The organism is Arthrobacter arnarulunnguaqae, from assembly GCF_051262515.1.
Taxonomy (GTDB): Bacteria; Actinomycetota; Actinomycetes; order Actinomycetales; family Micrococcaceae; genus Arthrobacter_N.
In genome coordinates, this window is record NZ_JBIMER010000009.1 from 1 (window position 1) to 14,515 (window position 14,515).

Here is a 14,515-nt window from a genome sequence, read left to right on the forward strand (position 1 = left end):
GGAAGCCCCCGGCTGGTCCGTGATCCCCGTCCCCGGCATCCGGCACACCGTCCAAACCACCACGCCCACCGGCCACACCTACACCTCCACAGCACCGGCCCTCCCGGGCACACCGGCACCGGGACAACCCTCCGGCGAACTCATCGAATACCGCGGCCAACGCCGCAGAACACGACTCCTCCAACACCTCAAACCACGCAAAACCGCATAGGCACGGGGCAGCGTGAGACGAGGCGGGAGTCAATGCGGAGGTACGTCGAACCAAGAAGGGGATGCCGCCTATCCTTCGCGCGGCGGGTACTGGCGAAACTTGCGAAACTGGTTGACGGCGCTCAGCGCTATGTAGAGCAACCGGCGCGGATGCCGCTCGGCCTTGTAGCGCAGGGGGTTGGCAACTCGACCGTTCTTCATCAGTCGGTCTGCCTTTTCCCCCACCGGGCCGCGCAGATGACGCCGAAGCAGCGCCAACGGAAGCACGGTACACAGCACCTCCTCGCGGACGATCGCCATGCTGGCACTCCCCTGCGTCGAGCCTTCCGGCGTCACGGCGGAGTCAGTGTCGCGAGCGGCGGTGTCGTACTCCACTCCAAGGTATTCGCGAACGTAGAACCGTGACGCGTTATGACCGGCGGCGGTCAAGTAATAATGGTTTCTTCCCAGCCGGGGATTGAGCTCGAAGAATTTCACTTCTCCGTCGCGCGGGTCCAGCTTGGCATCGAACATCGCGAACCCGGTCCACCCAAGGTGCTCCAAAATGCGCCGCCCGTGATCTATGACCTCGTTGTCGACGGCGGTGACGATGCCAGCGGAGTTTCCGAGCACGATCGGCGCGTGTTCCTCCACGACCACCTCTCCGTAGCCGGCGAAGCGGACAGCCCCGGACCGGTCGCTGAAGTATGTGCAAAGACGCATATTCGTGTCACCGCCCGGAACAAGCTCCTGAAGTATGAACGACTCGGCATAACCGGACACCGCAATCCGCGCCAACAGGTCTTCCAGCTCCAGACGGCTGTTGATCGTGTGGACCTTCTGCTTTCCCTCGAACTTGGCGCGCACCCACGCCGACGAGTCCGCCGGCTTCCCGATCAGGGGGAAAGGCAGGTCGTCAGGCAGCGGCTGCGGGTGCGAGGCGGTGTCGTAGGAGACCGTTCGCGGATGCGGAACACCCAGCTCGGCGCACATTGCGTAGAAGTTCTGCTTCAGCGCCGCACGCTCCATCGTCTCCAGCGACACGTAGGGAATCGTGTAGAACTCACCGAGCGCCCCGCGATGCCGCGTGATAAGCATGACCTGCAGGTCTAGCGAGCCGCAGAGCAAGAGAGGGCGTGGCCGCGAGCCGTCGCCGGTCAGCTCCCGGGCAACGTCCAGGAGGTGCGCCACGACGACGGCGTCGTCCACCATCGTCCCGGCCGGACGGACATCGATGGCGACGGAATGGTCCAGGACGCCGTTGGAACCGGCGGGAACGGCAACGCTGACGGCACCGTAGGCCTCGTGGAACTCCCTGGCCAGCGAATACGTACCGATGTCACCGCCCAGAATCACCGGGACAAAGGGCTGTGAATCCGGAATGCGCATGAGAACAAACCTAATGGGCGTCGCGCACGGGGAGCGATTTCGGCGCGGCCATCGCCGGACGATTTGGCGCCGCCAACTTAAAGCTATGCAAGCGGCATGATCCGTAACACAATGGCTAGAGGCAACCAACGGCCGCGCATCAGCGCGGCCGTCTTCGCGCAAACGCAGCAGGAGGCACCATGCGCTGGCTCGACAGATCGCATTCCATCGCACCCCCGGGGTTCAACCGCTGGCTGATTCCCCCGGCCGCGCTGGCCGTCCACCTGTGCATCGGCCAGGCCTATGCGACCAGCGTCTACAAGATCTCGCTCGTGGAGCACTTTGAGACCAGCCAGACGGCGATCGGGGTCATCTTCTCGATCGCCATCGTGATGCTGGGACTGTCCGCCGCCATCATGGGCACCTGGGTCGAACGGAGCGGACCGCGCATGGCGATGTTCACGGCCGCCTCCTTCTGGACCGCTGGCTTCCTCGTAGGTGCCGCCGGAATCTTCACTGAACAACTCTGGCTGGTGTACCTCGGATATGGATTCCTTGGAGGAATCGGCCTCGGCATCGGCTACATCTCGCCGGTATCCACCCTCATCAAGTGGTTTCCCGACCGCCCCGGTATGGCCACCGGCATGGCGATCATGGGCTTCGGTGGCGGTGCGTTGATCGCTTCCCCGCTGTCCACACAGCTTCTGCGGACGTTCGACCCGAACTCCGGCGCGGAAGGCTGGATCGCCAGCGGCGACGCCGTCGGGCGGTTGTTCCTGACGCTAGGCATCGCCTACTTCGTGGTCATGATGTACGGCGTCTTCAGCATCCGTGTTCCGGCGGAGGGCTGGCGCCCGAACGGCTGGGACCCGTCGATGACCAAGCACTCCGAACTCGTGACGAAGAAGCACGTCTCTGCCTCAAACGCCATCAAGACGCGGCAATTCTGGCTGTTGTGGACCGTACTCTTCCTGAACGTGACAGCGGGTATCGGCATCCTGGAGCAGGCGTCCCCGATGATCCAAGACTTCTTCCGCACTTCTGACGGCAATTCCGCGCTGAACGCTGCGGTCGCCGGCGGTTTCGTGGGCCTGCTGTCCATCGGCAACATGGCTGGCCGTTTCATCTGGTCCAGCACGTCCGACCTAATCGGGCGGAAGAACATCTACATGGTCTACCTCGGCGTTGGAGCCGTGCTCTACCTGGTGCTATCGCTGTTCGGCGGCAGCTCGACGCTCCTGTTCATCCTGTTCGCCTTTGTCATCATCAGCTTCTACGGCGGCGGATTCGCCACCGCGCCCGCCTACCTCAAGGACCTGTTCGGCACGTTCCAGGTCGGCGCCATCCACGGCCGACTGTTGACCGCCTGGTCCGCCGCCGGCATCGCAGGTCCCATGATCGTCAACGGAATGCTGGACGCCCAGGGCAAACCGGGAACCCTGATGGCGCAGAACTATCAGCCGGTCTTGCTGACCATGGTGGCGCTCCTGGCTGTCGGTTTCGTGGCCAACCTGCTGATCAAGCCGGTGGATTCGAAACACCATGAACCGGACAAGAACACCACCCACGATTACGCGAAGGAGTCCTGACATGGCCACGGCCAGGCAACCGCAAGCACACGACGTCCGGACCAAACCGGCGGTCGGCAGACTCGCCGTCGGATGGCTGCTGGTCGGAGTTCCCCTTCTCTACGGCATCGTCCAGACACTCACGCGGGTGGCCCAACTGTTCCAGTAGCACCAACCGCTCCATGAGGCCCGGCCGTTCGGTGCGCCCCGGCGCCCGGACGGCCGCCTTATTGATGGGCCCTCCTTGGTCCTTCCCGGGGCGGAGTTAACGCGCTCCCCCGTCGAGGTCCTTCTCCAGCGCATGGCGGACCTCGTCCACCAGGACCTGCATATGCGCTTCGGCGGCGGCGCGGTCTCCCGCGGCGATGGAAGCCGCCACGGCCTCGTGCTCGTCCAACGCCTCGGAATGTGGCCGGAAGGGCATGAGCCCCTGTTGCGTGCGGCCCGAGAGGACCTCCGCGACCACGGACCGCAGCGAGGCGAACATCGCGTTGCCGCTGGACTCCAACAGGAGCGAGTGGAAGGCGATGTCCGCCGCGAGGAAGGCCTCGAGTTCGCCGGCCTCACCATGCCGGCGCAGGTCCGCGGCAAGGGCCACCATCTCCGCCCGCGCCCCCTCGGACGCCCGTTCGGCGGCCCCCGCGGCGGCGATCGGCTCCACCGCTATGCGCAATTCGGTCAGTTCGGCGTACTGGCGGTCGCGCCCGGGGCCGGCCAGCCGCCACCGGATGATGCGCGGGTCCATCGGATTCCAGAAGCGAGACTCCTGCACCACAAGGCCCAACCGGCGCTTGGGATAGACCAGGCGGAGGGACTCAAGCACCCGCATGCAGTCCCGCATCACCGTGCGCGACACCCCGAACCGCTCCTGGAGGCGTTCCAGTGTCAGGCGTTCACCCGCCGGCAGCTCGCCGCCGACAATCTCGCGCCCAAGGGTCTCGATGATGGGTTCCTGAAGCACCTTTGCCCCGGTTGGCCTGTTCATAATCCACATCGTAGGCAACGCGGAGCGAAAAAGCCTCAATAAGATACTACCTTTACGGAATCAAAGGTGCTATCTTTTGTAGCGCAGCACACATGCACGAGGCCAGCGACGTCCTTCCAGGAGCAAATATGGACACCGAACAAGCGCGCACGCCCAGCACCCACGTGGTGGTGATGGGCGTGTCCGGATCGGGGAAAACGACCCTGGCGCAACTTCTTGGTGGCAGCCTCGGCTGCCCGGTGGCGGAGGCCGACGAATTCCACCCCGAGGCCAACGTCCGCAAAATGGCCGCCGGAATCCCCCTCACGGACGCCGACCGCTGGCCGTGGCTGGAAACCATCCGCGGCTGGATGGAAACCAGCGCGAATGCCGGACACGGCAGCGTCGTCACCTGCTCGGCCCTGAAGCGCGAGTACCGCGACCTGCTGCGCCAGGCATCCGGCGTCGTGCTCTTCGTCCATGTCACGGCGGATCCGACCACCTTGGCTGACCGCATGGGTCAGCGTGCGGGGCACTTCATGCCCGCTTCGCTCCTGCCCAGCCAGCTCCAGACGCTCGAACCCCTGGAGCCGGACGAGGGCGGGCTGACGCTCGTCAACGACACCACGCCCGACAATTTGGCCGCCCGCGCGCTCGCGGGCATCGGCCACCCTTAACCCCCAACCCCGGAGAAAACATGACCATCGAAGGCTGGACCCAGACCCTGGGCGCAGGACCCCTGCTCGGCATCGCCGCCGCAGCCATCCTGCTTCTGCTGTTCCTCATCATCAAAATGCACATGCACGCGTTCCTCGCGCTGATCCTGGTCAGTCTGCTGACCGCGTTCGCCACCGGCATCCCCGCAGGCAACGTCGTCTCCGTGCTGACCGGCGGGTTCGGCTCGACCCTGGCCAGCGTCGCGCTCCTCGTGGGCCTCGGCGCCATGCTCGGCCGCCTCGTCGAGACGTCCGGCGGCGCCAAGGTGCTCGCCGACCGCCTGATCGGCATCTTCGGCGAAAAACGCGCACCGTTCGCGCTTGGTGTCGCGTCCCTGATCTTCGGCTTCCCGATCTTCTTCGACGCCGGCCTCGTGGTCATGCTGCCGGTCATCTTCGCCGTCGGACGGCGCCTGGGCGGGTCGGTGCTCCTCTACGGGCTCCCGGCCGCCGGCGCGTTCTCGGTGATGCACATCTTCGTTCCGCCGCACCCCGGGCCCGTCGCGGCCAGCGAGTTCTTCGGCGCCAACGTGGGTTTCGTCCTGCTCATCGGACTCGTCGTCGCGATTCCCACCTGGTACGTCACCAGCTACCTCTTCGGCATCTGGGCCGGCAAGAAGTGGGACCTTCCCATCCCGTCGCTCCTCGGCCAGGCCGACGCCGAGCACGAGGCGAACCCGCCGAAGTTCGGCGCCGTGGCCTCCGTCCTCCTGCTCCCGCTGGTCCTGATTTTCCTGAACACCGGCCTGAACACCCTCGCTTCCTCGGGCGCCCTCGCCGAGGGTACGTCCGAAGCCACGTGGTTCCAGTTCCTCCGCGCCATCGGCGAGACGCCCGTCGCGCTGTTGATCTCCCTGTTCGTCGCAGCGTTCGTCCTCGGCCGGCGTCGCGGGATGGAGTCCTCCGCGATCGAACAGATCATGGAGAAGGCGCTCGGCCCGGTCTGCTCGGTCATCCTGATCACCGGCGCCGGCGGAATGTTCGGCGGCGTCCTGCGCACCTCCGGCATCGGCGATGCGCTGGCCGACGTCCTGGGCGACCTTGGCGTGCCGCTCATCGTCGCCGGGTTCCTGATCTCCGGCATCCTCCGCATCGCCCAGGGTTCGGCCACCGTCGCGCTCACCACCGCCGCGGGCCTGCTGTCGACCGCCGTTGCCTCCGCCGGCCTCAACGACATCCAGCTGGCCACCATGGTCATCGCGGTCGCCGCGGGCTCGGTCATCGTCTCCCACGTGAACGACTCCGGCTTCTGGTTGGTCGGCCGCTTCTTCGACATGGACGTCAAGACCACCCTGAAGACGTGGACCGTCCTGGAGACGCTCATCGGCGTCATGGCGTTCGTCCTCGCCGCGGGCATCTTCGCGGTCGCCTCGATCGGCTAGTTCCCGCATTTCAAGCGGCAGTACGACGCCGGAGGCCCGTCCCGTGGGGGCGGGCCTCCGGCGTCGTACTGCTTTCCGGGGTCGGGGCTAGCGCTTTCCGCGGCCCGCCCCGCCGGACTTCCCGCCGCGGCCTCCGCGTCCCCCGGACTTGGGCGCACCCTTGCCGCCGCCGGACTTGCCGGTCTTCGAAGTCTTGCCGCCCTTGCCCGAACCCGCCGCCGCTCCGGCACGCGAGGGTCCGGACTGGCGCTTCTTCAGCGCCTTGGCGGCGTCCTGCTGCTGGCGTTCCTGCACGGACGGCTGGCGGGAGGAGTGGGCGGCCCGTCCGCGGACAATCCCCACGAACTCCTCGATCAACGGGTTCTCCGGATCGTCGCCCTGCGGCCGGCTCCAGGCGAGGCCGATCCGGGTCGATTCGACGCCCAGCACCTCGCGGCTGACCACGTCCTTGCGCTGATACATCCGTGCGAGGGACATCGGGAGCACCAGCAGGCCGGCCCCGGTCCCGACGACCTCCATGGCCATGGCCGTCCCGCCGACGTCGTTCGGGTAGTCGGCGAGGTCGAGGAAGGTCTCGTTGGAGAGGTCGGCCAAGGGCACGGCGTCGTCGTAGAGCTCGACTTCGTGCTCGCGCGGGGCGCAGACCACCGGGAGCTCCTCGTAGAGGGAAATGACATGGGTGCGGGAGTCAGCCGGCGACTGGCCGTCCGGGAACCGGACGAACACCAGGTCCGCCGCCCCGTCCGACAGCAGGGCGAGGGGGGCATCTGCGTCGTGCAGCGCGGCCTGAACGGGGGCGTCCGGGTAGCGCTCCTGCCAGCGGTCCAGCCATTTACCGGGGGTGACTCCGGGAACGTACGCGATCTTCAGTTCTGACACCCGGCCCAGCCTACCGTTACCGGTAGTCTGGGGGGATGACGCAGAAGACCCCGCAGACCATGAAGCCGGCGACCGCCGCGAAGAAGCTCGGCATCTACCTCCCGGGTGCGCCTGCGGAGTTCCAGGAGAATCCCGTGAGCCGGGACGCGCTCAACGAGATGATGAACGAGCCGCCACAGTGGCTTGTTGACCTGCGCCAGAACGGTCCGCACCCGCGGCCGGTCGTCGCGCAGAAGCTCAACGTCACCATCTCGGGACTGGCGCGCGGCGGTGTCACGGAGGCGCTGACCACCACCGAGATCGAGGCGTTGCTGGCCGACCGTCCCGAATGGCTCCAGGAGGAGCGCTCCAACATGGCGGCCGTCCGCGCCGAGGAGACACGCGTCCGCGAGGCCGCGGCGGCCAAGGCCGAGAAGGCGGCGAAGGCCCAGAAGGACGCCTAACGGGTTCCCACGGCCACAAACGCATACGGGAAAGCCCGCCGACATCCACAGGAGTCGGCGGGCTATTCGGTTTTTCGGGTGAGAACCGCGGAAGCTATCCGGCGGTCTTGACGATGTAGACGTCGCAGGGCGCCGCGTGGGCCACGCTGCTGGCGACGCTGCCGAGCACGCGTCCGAGGCCTTTCATCCCCACGTTGCCGACCACGATCAGCTGGGCGTTGGAGCGGGTGGCCTCCTCGACGAGCGCGTCCTGCGGCTTGCCCTTCACGGCGACCGAGCTGATCGTGGCCCCGGGCACCACCTCGCGAAGCTGCGAGGCCGCCTTCTCGGCGAGCTTCTTGGCCTGCTCGGCGTCGTCCAGGACCCAAGTGTCGCTGCCGATCTTGACCACCTCGGTGTTGTCCTTGGCGTGTGCCGTGACGACGGACAGGTCCGCGCCGAGACCGGCCGCGATGGTGGCGGCCCGCGTCGCGGCCTTGAAGGACGTGTCGCTTCCGTCGACGCCGACGATGACTGTTCCTGACATGTTTGCTCCTTATGGGGGGTGCGCGCCGAACGGCCCGCGCGGTGGGTTGGTGTGCGCTACGCGAGGCGCTGGGAGAGGAATTCCACAGCTCGCCCCCAGGCCAGGTTGGCGGCCTCCGAGCGGTAGTTGCCCTGCGGGTTGCCGTCGTTGTGGAAGGCGTGGGGGGCGTCGTAGTAGTGGAAGACGACGTCGGCGGCGGATTCGCGCCGGATCTGCGCCTCCTGCTCGCGGGCCTTTTCGACGGGGTAGAACCCGTCCTGCTCCGCGTAGTGGCCCTGGATCGAGGCCGTGACGCCGGTGTAGGTGTCGGGGACGCCCTGCCCGACGCCGTAGAAGGGCACCGCGGCGGCGATGCGGTCGCCCTGTTGGGCGGCCAGCGACAGGACGAATCCCCCGCCCATGCAGAAGCCGATGGCCCCGACGGCGTCACCTGTGACGGCGTCCAGGGACAGCAGGTGGTCCACGGCCCCCGACAGCAGGCGGGCGCCCTCCTCGGCCGGGAGCTTGGACATCATCTCGCCCGCCTCGTCGCCGTCGTGCGTGATCCGGCCGCCGTAGAGGTCCGGCGCCAAGGCCACGAAGCCGGCAGCCGCGAGACGGTCCGCCACGTCGCGGATGTGGTCGGTCAGGCCCCACCACTCCTGGATGACGATCACTCCCGGACCGGTGCCGGATTCCGGCAGCGCCAGGTACCCGTGTGCCTGTTCTCCGGCGGACTCGAACGTCGTGTTCTGGTGCGGGGTCTTCTCTGCCACTGAGCACTCCTCGTCGTAGAATGTCGCGTACATCACCAGTCTATGCATACGGATCGGCGGCGTATCCTCTCGGCCGCGCGTCCGATGGTCCGCTCCACCTCCTCCGCCGGGCGATTTCTCGTCAGGGCGAAGCCGATGGATTGGAGCGGAAAGGATTGACTCATGACCTTCGCGCGTTGGACCGTCGGCTTGTCTGCGAGGTGGGACGCCACCTGCCAGCCTTGCCAGTCGGCGAGACTGGCTATACCACCGGCCGGATTGTCGCGGCTCGCGAGGTCCCAATCGAGGACGCCCACCACGGCGCCTCCGCTCCACAAGACGCTGGTTCCGGCCAGATCGCCGTGGTTGAGCACTTTGTGAGGTGGCGGATTCCCACGCCTCACCGCCACAAAAGGCGCACGGTTGAGCAGCATACACAAACACATCGTCCACATCGATCTCGTGAATCGCGTCGCTCAGCATGCGCCGCCTGATCCCGCGCAACTCCGCAGGCACCGATTCCGTGAGCACCACTATGTGGCTGGTACCGCTCTCCACCCATTCCCAGTCGGCCGACGCGGTCCGGTCACCCACCTCTGCCAGAACGCGGGATACCAAGGCGTCCATGGCAGCTTGATCCGGTCGCGCAAAACGTGTTTCGTACTCCATTCCTCGAGGCTACTGACATGACAACGGCGGTGCGCCACCCATCCGGGCGGGAACCGGCGTCGTACTCGACTAAGGCTATTTGCCGCCAGAATTGTGTTCGGAGGGGTCGTCCCAGAACGCTGTGTCCGCGTCTTGGATGGAACCGTCGGAAATCGAGCGCAGGGCCGCGTCCAGCTTCATTATGGTCCGTTTCGCCCGGTAGCCGTTGTTCGTCTGGCCCGAGACGTATCCGTAGTGGAATTCCACGGCGATCCCTTCGCGACTCATGATCTCCGCGGTGCCGCCACCCCGTCCACGAGTTATTGGGGCGCGCGGGGCGGCAAGGAAGGCTAACTAGGTCAGCCGCGGCCATGTAATAAAACGTGACCCGGCTCTCATTGCCCAAAAAACGCGCTATGGTCTGTGGTCAGACCAACACTCTGTCACCCCCTCAACGTGGAGGATTTACGTGGACAACCTAGCCGTACTGGCTCTCTTAGCATTAGCGCCGATCCTCTTGGTCGGTGTCCTCCTTGCTGGCTTTCGCTGGCCAGCCAAATATGCCATGCCGGTCGGCTACGTTGCCGTAGTGCTCGTGGCGCTGTTCGTGTGGCAAATGGACTTCACAGGGGTGCTCGCCGCCACCCTTGAAGGCCTCATTACTGCCGGTACCTTGCTCTACATAGTGTTCGGCGCACTCCTATTGCTTTCCACCCTTACGGTGAGCGGCGCTATGTCCGCGATCCGTGCCGGATTCAACAATATTTCCCCCGACCGTCGCATTCAGGCCATCATCATCGGTTGGCTGTTCGGGAGTTTCATCGAAGGCGCCTCAGGCTTCGGCACCCCCGCGGCCGTCGTTGCGCCGCTGCTGCTGGCGCTCGGTTTCCCTGCCATGGCTGCAGTCATGGTGGGACTCATCATCCAGAGCACACCGGTAAGCTTCGGCGCCGTCGGTACGCCGATCCTCGTCGGCGTTGGCCAGGGGCTCGGCGGCGATCCCGCCGTGGCCGAACGTATCAACGTTCTGGGCCTGACCATGCCGGAATTCGTGAGCTCCATCGGATTTCAAGTTGCCGCGATCCACGCCATCGTCGGCCTGCTCATACCTCTGATCTTGGTTTGCATGCTCACAGGATTCTTCGGCCAAGAAAAGCGCTTCCGGGACGGCCTGTCGGTTTGGCCATTCGCCATCTACGCGTCCGTGGCCATGACCGTTCCCTACGTCCTGACCGCCCGGCTCCTGGGTCCGGAATTCCCGTCACTCTTTGGCGGACTGATCGGGCTTGTGATCGTCATGTTCACCTCCAGCCGCGGCTTCCTGATGCCAAAGGAAACTTTCGACTTCGGCCCCCGCTCCAGCTGGTCGGACCGCTGGATGGGCACCCTCGAGCCTGCCAAGGCCGCCGACATGACGGCAAACATGAGCCTTGTGCGCGCTTGGGCACCCTATGTGCTGATGGGGCTGCTGCTCGTGGCAACCCGCGTCATTCCGGAACTCAAGGGCTTCCTCACCGGCCTAGCGATCCCCTTCACGAACATTCTGGGCACCGACATCTCCACCAGTGTTCAACCGTTCTACCTGCCCGGCTTCGTGCTCATTCTTGCATCGGTCTTCGCATTCGCCCTGCACCGGATGCAGGGCAGGCAGATCCTGCAGGCGGTAAAGGTCTCCGGCGGCCAGCTTGTCGGCACCGCGGTGGCGCTGCTCTTTGCCGTTCCCATGGTCCGTATCCTCATCCAGTCCGGTCCGGAACTGAACGCCTCCGGGCTCTCCAGCATGCCCGTCACGCTGGCCGAAGGCGCGGCAGCGATCTCCGGCGGATCATGGCCGCTCATTGCGCCGTGGGTCGGTGCCCTAGGAGCGTTTGTCGCCGGCTCCAATACGGTGTCAAACCTGACCTTCTCGCAGTTCCAGTTCTCCACTGGCGCCCAGATCGGGGTTCCCCCGGAGGCTGTCGTAGCGGCCCAAGCAGTGGGCGGCGCCGGTGGCAACCCCATCGCGATCCACAACATCGTCGCCGCGTCCGCGACCGTGGGCTTGTTGGGCAGGGAAGGGGACCTACTGCGCAAGACCATCCTGGTCACCATCTACTACTGCCTGACGGCGGGAATCGTCGCATTCCTGTTCATCCACGGGCTGGGCCTGAACGTCGGAACCATCATGCTGGTCCTGCTGATCGCGGGGCTTGGACTGCTGGCCCGGTGGATGCTCAAGCACAAGCCCCGCCGTGACGCTGCAGGACTCGCAACCCGGTCCTGACAGCTGCTCTCCGGCTTCTATGTGGGCCGGTGGACGCGCCTTGGCCTCCACCGGCCCACGCAATGACATGTGCGTGCCAGCATTGACAGGACGTAGGCACGGTCGTTAGATTTTACTTGTTGGAATGTTGTTTCCGCTTTGTGGAATTCAGAGATTGGTGAGGATCGTGTCGAAGCGAATTGACGTTAACGGCCTTGACGTGGCCGAGGAGCTCTACGCCTTTGTGCGGGACGAGGCGTTGCCCGGCACGGGCATCGAGGAGAAGGACTTTTGGAGCGGCGCCGCGGCGCTCATCGAAGAGTTCTCGCCAAAGGTGCGCGAGCTGTTGGGGGTCCGTGAGCGGCTACAGCAGCAGATCGACGAGTTCCATCGCGCGAACGGTCCCGCGGATCCCGAGGTCTACGAGGAGTTCCTGCGTTCGATTGGCTACCTGGCCGATGAACCCGCAGATTTCACTATCGCGACGGATCAGGTCGACGCCGAAATCGCCACGCTGTCCGGACCTCAGCTGGTCGTACCGCTGTTGAACGCGCGCTTTGCGGTCAACGCGGCCAACGCCCGCTGGGGCTCGCTGTATGACGCGCTATACGGAACCGACGCCATCGACGAGGCGGAGGGACGTGGCCGAACGGGCGACTACAACCCCGTCCGGGGCGCCGCCGTCGTCGCCCGCGGGCGTCAGTTCCTCGACGAGCACGCGCCTTTGAAAGCCGGCTCGCACGCGGCTGTCACCGCCTACCGGATCGACGGCAACGTCCTCGTCGCCGAGACCGCGGACGGCACTACAGAGCTAGCCGAAGCCGACCAGCTGCGTGGCTATCGGGGAGCGGCGGATGCGCCAGAGTCCGTACTACTGGTCCATAACGGCCTGCATGTGGAAATCCAGATCGATGCCACCCACGCCATCGGCTCGGGCGACCCGGCTGGCGTGAAGGACATTGTGCTCGAGTCCGCAGTCACGACCATCATGGACCTCGAAGACTCGGTCGCGGCCGTCGACGCAGAGGACAAGGTGGTCGGCTACCGAAATTGGCTTCAGCTGATGCAGGGCACGCTCACAGCCGAGGTCGCCAAGGGTGGGGGCACGTACACCCGAAAGCTCAATGCTGACCGTCTCTACACAGCACCTGACGGCTCCGAACTGGCCTTGATAGGCCGATCGCTTTTGCTCATCCGCCAAGTCGGCCACCTCATGACGAGTGACGCCATTCTTGATACGGCTGGTCAGCCGGTGCCGGAAGAAATCCTCGACGCACTGTTCACGGGGCTGGGATCCGTACATGACCTTCGCGGGCAAAACGCGCGCCAAAACTCGCGGACCGGATCGGTGTACATTGTGAAGCCGAAAATGCACGGACCGCATGAAGTCGCTGTGGCCTGCGCTTTGCTCGCGGGCACCGAGTCGGTGCTGCGCCTTGACCCGCTCACGCTCAAAATCGGAATCATGGATGAAGAGCGCCGAACCTCGGCGAATCTCAAGGCGTGCATCTGGGAGGCCCGCGATCGCGTAGTTTTCATCAACACCGGCTTCCTGGACCGCACCGGCGACGAGATCCACACCTCCATGCTCGCTGCGCCCATGGTGCGCAAGGCGGACATGCGCTCTTCCAGCTGGATTACCGCATACGAGGACGCCAACGTCGACATTGGGATTGAGTGCGGTTTCCGCGGCCGGGCGCAAATCGGCAAGGGAATGTGGGCGGCACCGGACGACCTAGCGGATATGCTCGCCCAAAAAATCGCGCACCCGCTCGCTGGCGCCAACTGCGCCTGGGTTCCCTCGCCCACCGCGGCAACCCTGCACGCCATCCATTACCACCAGGTTGACGTGGACGCTCGACAGGCGGACCTCGCTGGGGAGCGTCGATCCACGCTGCGTCAGCTGCTCACGCTCCCGGTCGGGGACCCGACCGGCTGGGACGCCAGCGCTCGGCGCAACGAGCTGGACAACAATATCCAAAGCACCTTGGGCTACGTAGTGCGCTGGGTAAACGCGGGCATCGGATGCTCTAAAGTCCCCGATATTAATGGAGTGTCACTCATGGAGGATCGGGCCACCTGCCGCATTAGCTCGCAGCACGTCTCCAACTGGCTCCAGCACGGCGTCGTGAGCACGGACGAGGTCGAAGAATCGCTGCGTCGCATGGCCAAGGTCGTCGATGAGCAGAACGCCTCGGATCCAAGCTATTTGCCGATGTCCCCCGCGTTTGAAACCGAGGCGTTCCTTGCCGCCCGCGAGCTCGTCCTTGACGGTGCCGCACAACCGTCCGGATACACCGAGCCCGCTTTACACCGGCGTAGAGCCGCACAGAAAAGCCTCGACAACCTCGCCAGGAGCACTTCATGAATCTAGATCTAGCTACTGCCCAGTCCATCATCTCCCAGGCCCTCGCCACCGGTGACCAACTCAACTTCAAACCGCTGACCGTCGTCATCCTCGACGCAGGAGGCCACGTCGTTGCCTCCGTTCGCCAGGATGGCGCATCGAATAACCGCTTCGAAATCGCCCAAGGCAAAGCCTATGGTGCCCTCGCACTGGGGATGGGATCACGCGCGCTCATGGAGCGCGCAGAGCAGCAGCCCTACTTCATCGCCGCGGCAACCGCCGCCCTTGCGGGCCGCTTGATACCCGTACCCGGCGGTGTCCTCGTCCGAGATGAAGACAATACGGTCAAGGGCGCCGTCGGCATTAGCGGAGACAGCTCCGACAACGATGAAACAGCGGCAGTGTCGGCGATCGAGGCGATCGGTCTCATGGCGCAAGTGGCCTAAGCGCCCCCGTGGTCTGCGCTTCAGACGACTACCGTTCCATCCGTATCACCCAAGAAAACAAAG

At 65.2% G+C, this 14,515-nt stretch carries 15 protein-coding genes and 1 pseudogene; 9 read left to right on the forward strand and 7 right to left on the reverse strand.

Annotation, left to right across the window (positions count from 1 at the left end; genetic code table 11):
- Positions 1-211: pseudogene (locus ACHAAJ_RS09820) on the forward strand (HNH endonuclease); the annotation flags it as partial.
- 68 nt (positions 212-279) lie between these two features.
- Here the strand turns inward: ACHAAJ_RS09820 and ACHAAJ_RS09825 are convergent.
- Positions 280-1,578 carry a carboxylate--amine ligase gene (locus ACHAAJ_RS09825; RefSeq protein ID WP_435727923.1) on the reverse strand — a complete coding sequence of 433 codons (1,299 nt, stop codon included), beginning with the start codon at positions 1,576-1,578 and terminating at the stop codon, positions 280-282.
- Between the two features lie 179 nt (positions 1,579-1,757).
- On the opposite strand from ACHAAJ_RS09825, the gene ACHAAJ_RS09830 reads away from it, so the two are divergent.
- A complete protein-coding gene (locus ACHAAJ_RS09830; protein WP_435727925.1) occupies positions 1,758-3,146 on the forward strand; it encodes an OFA family MFS transporter in 1,389 nt (462 codons plus the stop codon).
- Between the two features lies 1 nt (position 3,147).
- Positions 3,148-3,294: an MFS transporter small subunit gene (locus ACHAAJ_RS09835; RefSeq protein WP_435727927.1), complete on the forward strand. Its 147-nt coding sequence runs from the start codon at positions 3,148-3,150 to the stop codon at positions 3,292-3,294.
- 96 nt (positions 3,295-3,390) lie between these two features.
- On the opposite strand, the gene ACHAAJ_RS09840 is transcribed toward ACHAAJ_RS09835, so the two are convergent.
- Positions 3,391-4,110: a FadR/GntR family transcriptional regulator gene (locus tag ACHAAJ_RS09840; protein WP_435727929.1), complete on the reverse strand. Its 720-nt coding sequence runs from the start codon at positions 4,108-4,110 to the stop codon at positions 3,391-3,393.
- Positions 4,111-4,238: 128 nt separating this feature from the next.
- On the opposite strand from ACHAAJ_RS09840, the gene ACHAAJ_RS09845 reads away from it, so the two are divergent.
- Positions 4,239-4,766 carry a gluconokinase gene (locus tag ACHAAJ_RS09845; RefSeq protein WP_435727931.1) on the forward strand — a complete coding sequence of 176 codons (528 nt, stop codon included), beginning with the start codon at positions 4,239-4,241 and terminating at the stop codon, positions 4,764-4,766.
- A gap of 20 nt (positions 4,767-4,786) precedes the next feature.
- Entirely contained in the window at positions 4,787-6,187 is a 1,401-nt protein-coding gene (locus tag ACHAAJ_RS09850) for a GntP family permease (RefSeq protein ID WP_435727933.1), read from the forward strand.
- An 87-nt stretch (positions 6,188-6,274) separates the two neighbouring features.
- Here the strand turns inward: ACHAAJ_RS09850 and ACHAAJ_RS09855 are convergent, their stop codons facing one another.
- A complete protein-coding gene (locus tag ACHAAJ_RS09855) occupies positions 6,275-7,066 on the reverse strand; it encodes a substrate-binding domain-containing protein (RefSeq protein WP_435727934.1) in 792 nt (263 codons plus the stop codon).
- Positions 7,067-7,101: 35 nt separating this feature from the next.
- Between ACHAAJ_RS09855 and ACHAAJ_RS09860 the strand changes: the two genes are divergently transcribed.
- The gene (locus ACHAAJ_RS09860; protein ID WP_435727936.1) at positions 7,102-7,509 is read left to right on the forward strand and encodes a DUF5997 family protein; all 408 of its coding nucleotides are present in this window, start codon (positions 7,102-7,104) and stop codon (positions 7,507-7,509) included.
- A 94-nt stretch (positions 7,510-7,603) separates the two neighbouring features.
- Here the strand turns inward: ACHAAJ_RS09860 and ACHAAJ_RS09865 are convergent, their stop codons facing one another.
- The 4 genes from ACHAAJ_RS09865 to ACHAAJ_RS09880 all read right to left on the reverse strand — a co-directional run bounded on the left by ACHAAJ_RS09865 (position 7,604) and on the right by ACHAAJ_RS09880 (position 9,705).
- A complete protein-coding gene (locus tag ACHAAJ_RS09865; RefSeq protein ID WP_435727937.1) occupies positions 7,604-8,035 on the reverse strand; it encodes a universal stress protein in 432 nt (143 codons plus the stop codon).
- Between the two features lie 56 nt (positions 8,036-8,091).
- Entirely contained in the window at positions 8,092-8,790 is a 699-nt protein-coding gene (locus ACHAAJ_RS09870) for a dienelactone hydrolase family protein (protein WP_435727939.1), read from the reverse strand.
- Positions 8,791-8,822: 32 nt separating this feature from the next.
- Positions 8,823-9,203: a phosphotransferase gene (locus tag ACHAAJ_RS09875; protein ID WP_435727941.1), complete on the reverse strand. Its 381-nt coding sequence runs from the start codon at positions 9,201-9,203 to the stop codon at positions 8,823-8,825.
- Positions 9,204-9,513: 310 nt separating this feature from the next.
- Positions 9,514-9,705: a hypothetical protein gene (locus ACHAAJ_RS09880; RefSeq protein ID WP_435727942.1), complete on the reverse strand. Its 192-nt coding sequence runs from the start codon at positions 9,703-9,705 to the stop codon at positions 9,514-9,516.
- A gap of 181 nt (positions 9,706-9,886) precedes the next feature.
- On the opposite strand from ACHAAJ_RS09880, the gene ACHAAJ_RS09885 reads away from it, so the two are divergent.
- From ACHAAJ_RS09885 to ACHAAJ_RS09895, 3 genes are all read left to right on the forward strand, one after another.
- On the forward strand, positions 9,887-11,680 hold the full coding sequence (locus ACHAAJ_RS09885; protein WP_435727944.1) for an L-lactate permease: 1,794 nt from the start codon (positions 9,887-9,889) through the stop codon (positions 11,678-11,680).
- A 124-nt stretch (positions 11,681-11,804) separates the two neighbouring features.
- Positions 11,805-14,027: a malate synthase G gene (locus ACHAAJ_RS09890; RefSeq protein WP_435727945.1), complete on the forward strand. Its 2,223-nt coding sequence runs from the start codon at positions 11,805-11,807 to the stop codon at positions 14,025-14,027.
- Positions 14,024-14,452 (forward strand): GlcG/HbpS family heme-binding protein, encoded by a 429-nt coding sequence (locus tag ACHAAJ_RS09895; protein WP_435727947.1) that lies wholly within the window; start codon positions 14,024-14,026, stop codon positions 14,450-14,452. The genes ACHAAJ_RS09890 and ACHAAJ_RS09895 overlap by 4 nt, the downstream gene beginning before the upstream one ends.
- Positions 14,453-14,515: the final 63 nt, after the last annotated feature.

Coding starts and splice junctions, on each gene's coding strand:
- ACHAAJ_RS09860 (WP_435727936.1), top strand. CDS start 7,102: ATGACGCAGAAGACCCCGCAGACCATGAAGCCGGCGACCGCCGCGAAG.
- ACHAAJ_RS09835 (WP_435727927.1), top strand. CDS start 3,148: ATGGCCACGGCCAGGCAACCGCAAGCACACGACGTCCGGACCAAACCG.
- ACHAAJ_RS09850 (WP_435727933.1), top strand. CDS start 4,787: ATGACCATCGAAGGCTGGACCCAGACCCTGGGCGCAGGACCCCTGCTC.
- ACHAAJ_RS09845 (WP_435727931.1), top strand. CDS start 4,239: ATGGACACCGAACAAGCGCGCACGCCCAGCACCCACGTGGTGGTGATG.
- ACHAAJ_RS09895 (WP_435727947.1), top strand. CDS start 14,024: ATGAATCTAGATCTAGCTACTGCCCAGTCCATCATCTCCCAGGCCCTC.
- ACHAAJ_RS09825 (WP_435727923.1), bottom strand. CDS start 1,578: ATGCGCATTCCGGATTCACAGCCCTTTGTCCCGGTGATTCTGGGCGGT.
- ACHAAJ_RS09865 (WP_435727937.1), bottom strand. CDS start 8,035: ATGTCAGGAACAGTCATCGTCGGCGTCGACGGAAGCGACACGTCCTTC.
- ACHAAJ_RS09890 (WP_435727945.1), top strand. CDS start 11,805: ATGTTGTTTCCGCTTTGTGGAATTCAGAGATTGGTGAGGATCGTGTCG.
- ACHAAJ_RS09830 (WP_435727925.1), top strand. CDS start 1,758: ATGCGCTGGCTCGACAGATCGCATTCCATCGCACCCCCGGGGTTCAAC.
- ACHAAJ_RS09840 (WP_435727929.1), bottom strand. CDS start 4,110: ATGAACAGGCCAACCGGGGCAAAGGTGCTTCAGGAACCCATCATCGAG.
- ACHAAJ_RS09880 (WP_435727942.1), bottom strand. CDS start 9,705: ATGAGTCGCGAAGGGATCGCCGTGGAATTCCACTACGGATACGTCTCG.
- ACHAAJ_RS09875 (WP_435727941.1), bottom strand. CDS start 9,203: ATGCTGCTCAACCGTGCGCCTTTTGTGGCGGTGAGGCGTGGGAATCCG.